The organism is Vibrio sp. HENC-03, from assembly GCF_000305755.2.
Taxonomy (GTDB): Bacteria; Pseudomonadota; Gammaproteobacteria; order Enterobacterales; family Vibrionaceae; genus Vibrio; species Vibrio owensii.
This window is the reverse complement of the sequence record NZ_JH976126.1, coordinates 350,934-357,917: the sequence shown is the minus strand read 5'-3', so window position 1 is coordinate 357,917 and position 6,984 is coordinate 350,934. Positions and strand designations below refer to the sequence as shown.

Genomic DNA, 6,984 nt, shown 5'->3' with positions numbered 1-6,984 from the left:
AATCAACATCAGCGCGAAAGCGGGTGACGATATCGAAGAGCTAGCGACGTACATCAACGGTCAAACAGACCTAGTAAAAGCGTCAGTAGACCAAGACGGTAAACTGCAAGTTTTCGCTGGTAACAACAAAGTAGAAGGCGACGTTGAATTCTCTGGCGGCCTATCTGGTGAGCTAGGTCTAAGCGACGGTAAAAAAGTAACGGTTGATACTATCGACGTAACATCAGTTGGTGGCGCACAAGAATCTGTGGCTATCATTGATGCGGCATTGAAATACGTAGACAGCCACCGTGCAGAGCTAGGTGCTTTCCAAAACCGTTTCAACCACGCAATCAGCAACTTGGATAACATCAACGAGAACGTGAACGCGTCGAAGAGCCGTATCAAAGATACAGACTTCGCGAAAGAAACGACTCAAATGACCAAGTCACAGATTCTATCGCAAGCGTCAAGCTCAATCCTTGCGCAAGCGAAACAAGCGCCTAACTCAGCGCTAAGCCTACTAGGTTAATCAACCTAATATGACGCGATACAAAAGCCAGGCTCACCCCTGGCTTTTTGCTTATTCAAATCACGCATTAGGGACACCGAATAGGACAGGTGACAAGGAGTTCGTATCGATTAGATGGTCTCTTTAAATACCAATGTCACTGCGATGATGACGCAGCGACACCTCAGTCATGCGGCTGAGCAAAACATAGAGTCTCAGCGAAATCTCACCTCGGGTTATCGGATTAACTCCGCCAGTGATGACGCTGCAGGTCTGCAAATCTCCAATACTCTTAACGTTCAAACTAGAGGGCTTGATGTCGCCTTGAGAAATGCGCACGACGCGTACTCCGTGGCACAAACTGCAGAAGGCGCTTTGCAAGAGAGTAGCGATATATTGCAACGCTTACGCTCTCTGGGGCTTCAAGCTGCAAACGGCAGTAATGACTCAAGTGATCGGCAAAGTATTCAATACGAGGTCGTAGCGCTGCAAGATGAGCTTGATCGTGTCGCGATCACGACGACATTTGCAGATAAAAACCTGTTTGATGGTTCTTACGGCTCGCAAAGCTTCCATATTGGTGCGAATGCCAACTCTATCTCTCTGACACTGCGAAATATGCGCAGTCACATCCCGGAGATGGGAGGGCAGCATTATGTTGGTGATGCGGTCGATAAAGATTGGCGAGTCACTAGAGATAATCAAACCCTTAAATTTGAATACCAAGACAGTAAAGGGCAAACCCAAACAGAATCTATTGGGCTCAAGCTAGGAGATCGCATCGAGCAAGTTGCCACTTACATCAACGCACAGCAATCGATAGTGAGTGCTTCAGTGACTGAAAACAATGAGCTGCAATTCTTTGCCTCGACGCTGAATGCACCTGAAGGTGTAACGTTAGAGGGCAGTTTAGCGGATGAGATTGACGTTAGTGCTGGTGGTTTTGTCACAATGGACGACATCGATATGTCGACAGTTGGTGGGGCACAGCTTTCGATTGGAGTGATTGACGCGGCAATTAAGTATGTTGATTCACATCGAAGTGAAATAGGTGGCTTCCAAAACCGGGTGAGTGGCACGATGGATAATCTTAATACGGTGAACCGGAGTGTGACTGAATCTACAGGGCGGATACGCGATACGGATTTTGCTCGAGAATCGACGGAGATGGTACGCTCACAAGTGCTGCAAGATGCGACTACTGCATTGTTAGCCCAAGCGAAGCAGAGACCGAGCTCGGCACTTGGCTTGCTCAGTTAAAAGGGTTGCAGCGATGAACATCGCTCAGGAACAAAAGTTTCAGGTAATAAAAAACGCTGCCAAAGGCAGCGTTTTTTTCGTGTTGGGCTAAGTAAAAATTACTTAGTTACACGTAGAACTGGAGTTTCACCAACAGTAACAGAACCAGAAAGCTTGTTCAGCTCTTTGATTTCGTCCATGTTAGAGATAACAACTGGAGTTAGCGTTGATTTCGCTTTCTCTTCTAGAAGAGCTAGGTCGAATTCAATTACAGTGTCGCCAGCTTTAACAGTTTGACCTTCTTCAGCGATACGCTTGAAGCCTTCGCCTTTAAGTTCAACAGTATCGATACCGAAGTGAACGAAAAGCTCAACACCGTCGTCAGACTCGATAGAGAACGCGTGGTTCGTTTCGAAGATCTTACCGATAGTACCGTTTACAGGAGCTACCATTTTGTTACCAGCAGGTTTGATAGCAATACCATCACCAACGATTTTCTCAGCGAAAACAACATCTGGCACATCTTCGATGTTCACGATCTCACCAGAAAGTGGTGCGATGATTTCGATTGCACCTGCGTCAGCGCTGTCGTCAGATACTAGCTTCTTAAGTTTGTCAAACAGACCCATTGTGTCATGCTCCTAACGTTTTATTTAATTCTGTCGAATTATAGTATACCAATCTTTCGAGATAGACGACTTTTTTTAACCGCCTATCTCATTGGAATTAGTTGATTATTGAGTTTTCTCTGCAATGAACTTTTCTACAACTGCTTCGATTTCTGCTGCTGTTGGTAGAGAAAGTGCTTCTTCAGCCATTGCTTTCACTTCTGCGAAGTTAGAGTTACGGATAACTTTCTTCACTTTAGGGATAGAGATACCGCTCATTGAGAACTCGTCTAGACCCATACCTAGAAGTAGAAGTGTTGCACGCTCATCACCTGCTAGCTCACCACACATACCAGTCCACTTACCTTCAGCGTGAGAAGCGTCGATAACTTGCTTGATCACAGTAAGTACAGCTGGTGATAGTGGGTTGTATAGGTGAGAAATCATCTCGTTACCACGGTCAACCGCCAGTGTGTACTGAGTTAGGTCGTTTGTACCGATAGAGAAGAAAGCAACTTCTTTCGCTAGGTGGTGTGCGATAGCTGCTGCAGCTGGAGTCTCAACCATTACACCGATTTCGATGTTTTCGTCGAATGCATGACCTTCAGCGCGTAGTTCTGCTTTGTACTCTTCGATTGCTTTCTTAAGCTCACGGATTTCTTCAACAGAGATGATCATTGGGAACATGATACGTAGTTTACCGTGTGCAGATGCACGTAGGATACCACGTAGCTGGTCACGTAGGATTTCACGACGATCCAAGCTGATACGTACTGCACGCCAGCCTAGGAACGGGTTCATCTCTTTTGGAAGATCCATGTATGGAAGATCTTTGTCGCCGCCGATGTCCATAGTACGGATGATCACAGACTCACCATTCATTGCTTCCGCAACTTCTTTGTAAGCTTGGTATTGCTCTTCTTCAGTTGGAAGTGCATCACGATCCATGAACAGGAATTCAGTACGGTACAGACCAACACCTTCGCCACCGTTACGGATGATACCGTCACAGTCTTTAACAGTACCGATGTTACCGCAAACTTCTACGCGGTGACCGTCAGTTGTTTCAGCGTGTAGGTCTTTTAGCTTCGCTAGCTCTTCTTTTTCAGCAAGGAATGCAGCTTTAACTGCTTTCGCTTCTTCTAGTTCAGCTTCTGAAGGGTTGATAACGATTTTGTTGTTCATCGCATCAAGAATCAGCATGTCGCCGTTCTTAACTTGCTTAGTGATGTCGTTAGTACCAACGATAGCTGGAAGTTCTAGTGAACGAGCCATGATTGAAGTGTGAGAAGTGCGACCACCGATGTCACAAGCGAAACCAAGAACGTAATCTAGGTTGATTTGTGCAGTTTCAGATGGCGTTAGGTCGTAAGCCACTAGGATAACTTCTTCATTGATGTCGCTTAGCGAAACAATGTTGATGCCTAGAGCGTTCTTAACGAAACGAGAACCGATATCACGGATGTCAGTTGCACGTTCTTTCAGGTATTCGTCGTCTAGAGACTCAAGAGCCGTTGCTTGCTCTTCGATCACAGAGTGGATCGCGTGGTCAGCAGACATTTTGTCGTTTTTGATAAGTGCTAGGATTTCTTCTTCTAGCTCTTCGTCTTCAAGAAGCATGATGTGACCTTCAAAGATCGCTTCTTTTTCTTCGCCAAACGTTTCAAGCGCTTTTTGCTTGATAGTTTCTAGTTGAGCAGAAGATTTGTTACGAGCGTCAAAGAAACGTGCAACTTCTGCTTCTACTTGATCATCAGAAATAGTGTTTGTGTTTAGGACAATTTCATCTTCTTGAAGTAGTAGTGCTTTACCGATTGCAATACCTGGAGATGCTAGGATGCCTGAAATCATAGCCTTACCTTAAGTTGGTCAACTTTATAAAACGGGAGAATAATGGGTGCGCTAACGAATAGTATTAGCTTAGTTTTGAGCCTATTTCCAACGAAGCCATTTTGCTTTCACAAAATGGCTTCTGAAATAGGAGACCGAATTAGTGTAGTTGGTCCATTAGAGCAACTAGGTGGTCAACTGCTTGCTGAGCTTGTGGGCCTTCAGCTGAGATAGTAACTAGAGTACCTTTTACTAGGCCTAGTGTTTGTAGCTTGAATAGGCTCTTAGCGCTAGCGCTTTTACCGTTAGAAGTCACAGTGATGTCCGCGTCGAATGCTTTAGCTTCTTTAACGAACTGTGCAGCTGGACGAGTGTGAAGACCGTTTTCTGCTGTGATTTCTACTTGCTTCTCGTACATGTGATATACCCCAATAAATGTATTTTTTTGTTAGTTTGTGACTGAGTTTTAGCTTAACTGCTTTACACCTTGTGCGCTAGCACGGGAGAGTTCAAAGCGTGTCAGAACTGATACTAGTCAAAAGTTTGGTGATTGCGCAACTGTTTGCGTGCGTAATCACTCTGAAACCTTTTTGGTTTAGATTCTTTATTTTGAACCTAAAAATAAAACACCCTGATATTACCAAAGGTGGGGCAGGGATCAACAAAAAAGCCCCTGAACGGGGCTTTTTTAAACGAAAAATTGATTTGACCACATATTACTGTTGGTTCTCTTTCTCGGTAAAGATGCCGGCAAATAGTGCCGTACTTAGGTAACGTTCACCAGAGCTTGGAAGAACAGTTACAATCGTTTTTCCTTCAAATTCAGGTAGTTCTGCAAGGCGGTTTGCCGCAACGACTGCTGCACCTGAAGAAATACCCGCTAGGATACCTTCTTCTTCCATTAGGCGACGAGCCATCTCAATCGCTTCTTCAGACGTTACTTGCTCAACACGGTCTAGAAGTTCTAAATCTAAGTTACCAGGGATGAAACCAGCGCCGATACCTTGGATTTTGTGAGGAGCCGGTTGGATTTCTTCGCCTGCTAGCGCTTGTGCAATCACTGGTGATTCTGCTGGCTCTACTGCCACAGAAGTGATGGCTTTGCCTTTTTCACCTTTGATGTAACGGCTTGTACCAGTGATAGTACCGCCCGTACCAACACCTGCTACGAATACGTCGATTTCACCGTCTGTTGCTTCCCAAATTTCAGGACCCGTTGTCTTCTCATGAATCTCTGGGTTTGCAGGGTTGTTGAACTGTTGTAGAAGCAGGTATTTGTCTGGATTGCTTGCTACGATTTCTTCTGCTTTCGCAATCGCGCCTTTCATGCCTTTTGCTGCTTCTGTTAGTTCTAGATTTGCACCTAGCGCTTTAAGAAGTTTACGGCGCTCAAGGCTCATTGATTCAGGCATCGTCAGTGTTAGCTTGTAACCGCGAGCTGCTGCTACGAATGCAAGCGCAACACCTGTGTTACCACTGGTTGGCTCTACTAGCTCAACGCCTGGCTTGAGCGTACCTGCTTTTTCAGCTTCCCAAATCATGTTTGCACCAATACGGCACTTAACGCTGAAGCTTGGGTTGCGCGCTTCGATTTTCGCTAGAACTTTACCCTTGCTCACTTTGTTTAGGCGAACTAGAGGAGTATTACCAATGGTAAGAGAGTTGTCTTCGTAGATCTTGCTCATAGTGATGTTCCTTCATTACACGTTTTGTGAATATGGATAGAAGAATATGCGGTATAAAAAAAAGGGAAAAGGATTAAAAAGTTATATCTTATGAGGTTGGTCAAGAAATCCACAAAATAACTGAGGAGGCACATTCGTCCTCCTCAATTGGTTTAAAAAGCCACCTATTATTGATGCTTAAATTCGGTAACCCACATCGCGGTTGCGCCACAGACAGCAACAGGCATAACGATAAGATTGAGAATTGGGATAGTCGTGAATACAGAAACCAACACACCAAATCCATATGCCTTACCTTGCTTTTGTTTCAATTTGTAACGCATGTCGTTGAAAGGGACTTTGTGGTTATCAAATGGATAGTCACAATATTGAATCGCTAACATCCATGCGGTGAAAATAAACCATAGAAAAGGTCCAACGGTTTGACCTAATGCTGGGATGAGCAAGAGTAAAAACAGACCTATCGCTTTTGGTAACACGTAAAGTAGTTTGCGCCATTCACGGGCCATCACGCGAGGTACATCCTTGATGAGTGCCGCAAAGCCGTCGTCATTGACTTTTTGTCCTGTAAGAGATTCTTCTACTTTCTCTGCCAACAACCCATTAAAAGGCGCAGCGATGAAGTTAGCTAATGTACTAAAGAAGTAGGAGAACGTGGCCAGAATGGTCAATACCAATATCGGCCATAAGATGTACGTAAGCCAAGAGAGGAACTCTGGCAGCTTACCAATCCAATTCTCGATCCAAACATCGAGATGGGAAAATAAATAGAAGATAGCGCCACCAACAAGCAAAATGTTGGCAAGCAGCGGCAAGACGACAAAACGTCGGATCTCAGGGGAGAGAGCTATTTGAATTCCGTATAGGAAGTAACCGAATCCGGTTCTAGGCTGATTATTCGACTTCATATCCATTTTGTTTCTTGTAAGTGAAAACCCATTGTACCTGTGGATGCTTTTCTTTCAATGCCCTAACAATTTGGGTCTTGTAAAGTGGAATCGTGGCAAGAATCACAACAAAAAGCGGAACTTCTTGCATTAAGTTGTTCTAAACCTACATATAGTTTTGGTAAAGTAAAAGCATCATTCGGATTTATTGCACTTGGGTTACTGCTCAAGGATGTGCGAGTAGT

General features: G+C 44.6%; 7 protein-coding genes. 2 read left to right on the top strand and 5 right to left on the bottom strand.

Going from position 1 to position 6,984, the window contains the following annotated elements; translation table 11 throughout:
* A partial coding sequence (locus tag VCHENC03_RS05895; RefSeq protein ID WP_009707256.1) for a flagellin occupies window positions 1-511 on the top strand: 511 nt, incomplete at its 5' end.
* Window positions 512-625: 114 nt separating this feature from the next.
* The gene (locus VCHENC03_RS05900) at window positions 626-1,750 is read left to right on the top strand and encodes a flagellin (RefSeq protein ID WP_009707255.1); all 1,125 of its coding nucleotides are present in this window, start codon (window positions 626-628) and stop codon (window positions 1,748-1,750) included.
* Between the two features lie 98 nt (window positions 1,751-1,848).
* Here VCHENC03_RS05900 and crr read toward each other — a convergent pair whose 3' ends face one another.
* The 5 genes from crr to cysZ all read right to left on the bottom strand — a co-directional run bounded on the left by crr (window position 1,849) and on the right by cysZ (window position 6,760).
* Window positions 1,849-2,358, bottom strand: coding sequence for a PTS glucose transporter subunit IIA (gene crr / locus VCHENC03_RS05905; RefSeq protein ID WP_005425608.1), 510 nt, complete (start codon window positions 2,356-2,358; stop codon window positions 1,849-1,851).
* Window positions 2,359-2,463: 105 nt separating this feature from the next.
* Window positions 2,464-4,188 carry a phosphoenolpyruvate-protein phosphotransferase PtsI gene (gene ptsI, locus VCHENC03_RS05910; protein WP_009707254.1) on the bottom strand — a complete coding sequence of 575 codons (1,725 nt, stop codon included), beginning with the start codon at window positions 4,186-4,188 and terminating at the stop codon, window positions 2,464-2,466.
* A gap of 139 nt (window positions 4,189-4,327) precedes the next feature.
* Window positions 4,328-4,585 carry an HPr family phosphocarrier protein gene (locus VCHENC03_RS05915; RefSeq protein WP_005436894.1) on the bottom strand — a complete coding sequence of 86 codons (258 nt, stop codon included), beginning with the start codon at window positions 4,583-4,585 and terminating at the stop codon, window positions 4,328-4,330.
* 298 nt (window positions 4,586-4,883) lie between these two features.
* Window positions 4,884-5,852, bottom strand: a complete 969-nt coding sequence (cysK, locus tag VCHENC03_RS05920) for a cysteine synthase A (RefSeq protein WP_005436896.1) — start codon at window positions 5,850-5,852, stop codon at window positions 4,884-4,886.
* Window positions 5,853-6,019: 167 nt separating this feature from the next.
* Window positions 6,020-6,760, bottom strand: a complete 741-nt coding sequence (cysZ, locus tag VCHENC03_RS05925) for a sulfate transporter CysZ (RefSeq protein WP_009707253.1) — start codon at window positions 6,758-6,760, stop codon at window positions 6,020-6,022.
* Window positions 6,761-6,984 lie beyond the last annotated feature (224 nt).

What these genes read in the sequence shown, in the direction of transcription:
- VCHENC03_RS05900 (WP_009707255.1), top strand. Translation starts at nt 626, where the DNA reads ATGGTCTCTTTAAATACCAATGTCACTGCGATGATGACGCAGCGACAC.
- crr (WP_005425608.1), bottom strand. Translation starts at nt 2,358, where the DNA reads ATGGGTCTGTTTGACAAACTTAAGAAGCTAGTATCTGACGACAGCGCT.
- ptsI (WP_009707254.1), bottom strand. Translation starts at nt 4,188, where the DNA reads ATGATTTCAGGCATCCTAGCATCTCCAGGTATTGCAATCGGTAAAGCA.
- VCHENC03_RS05915 (WP_005436894.1), bottom strand. Translation starts at nt 4,585, where the DNA reads ATGTACGAGAAGCAAGTAGAAATCACAGCAGAAAACGGTCTTCACACT.
- cysK (WP_005436896.1), bottom strand. Translation starts at nt 5,852, where the DNA reads ATGAGCAAGATCTACGAAGACAACTCTCTTACCATTGGTAATACTCCT.
- cysZ (WP_009707253.1), bottom strand. Translation starts at nt 6,760, where the DNA reads ATGAAGTCGAATAATCAGCCTAGAACCGGATTCGGTTACTTCCTATAC.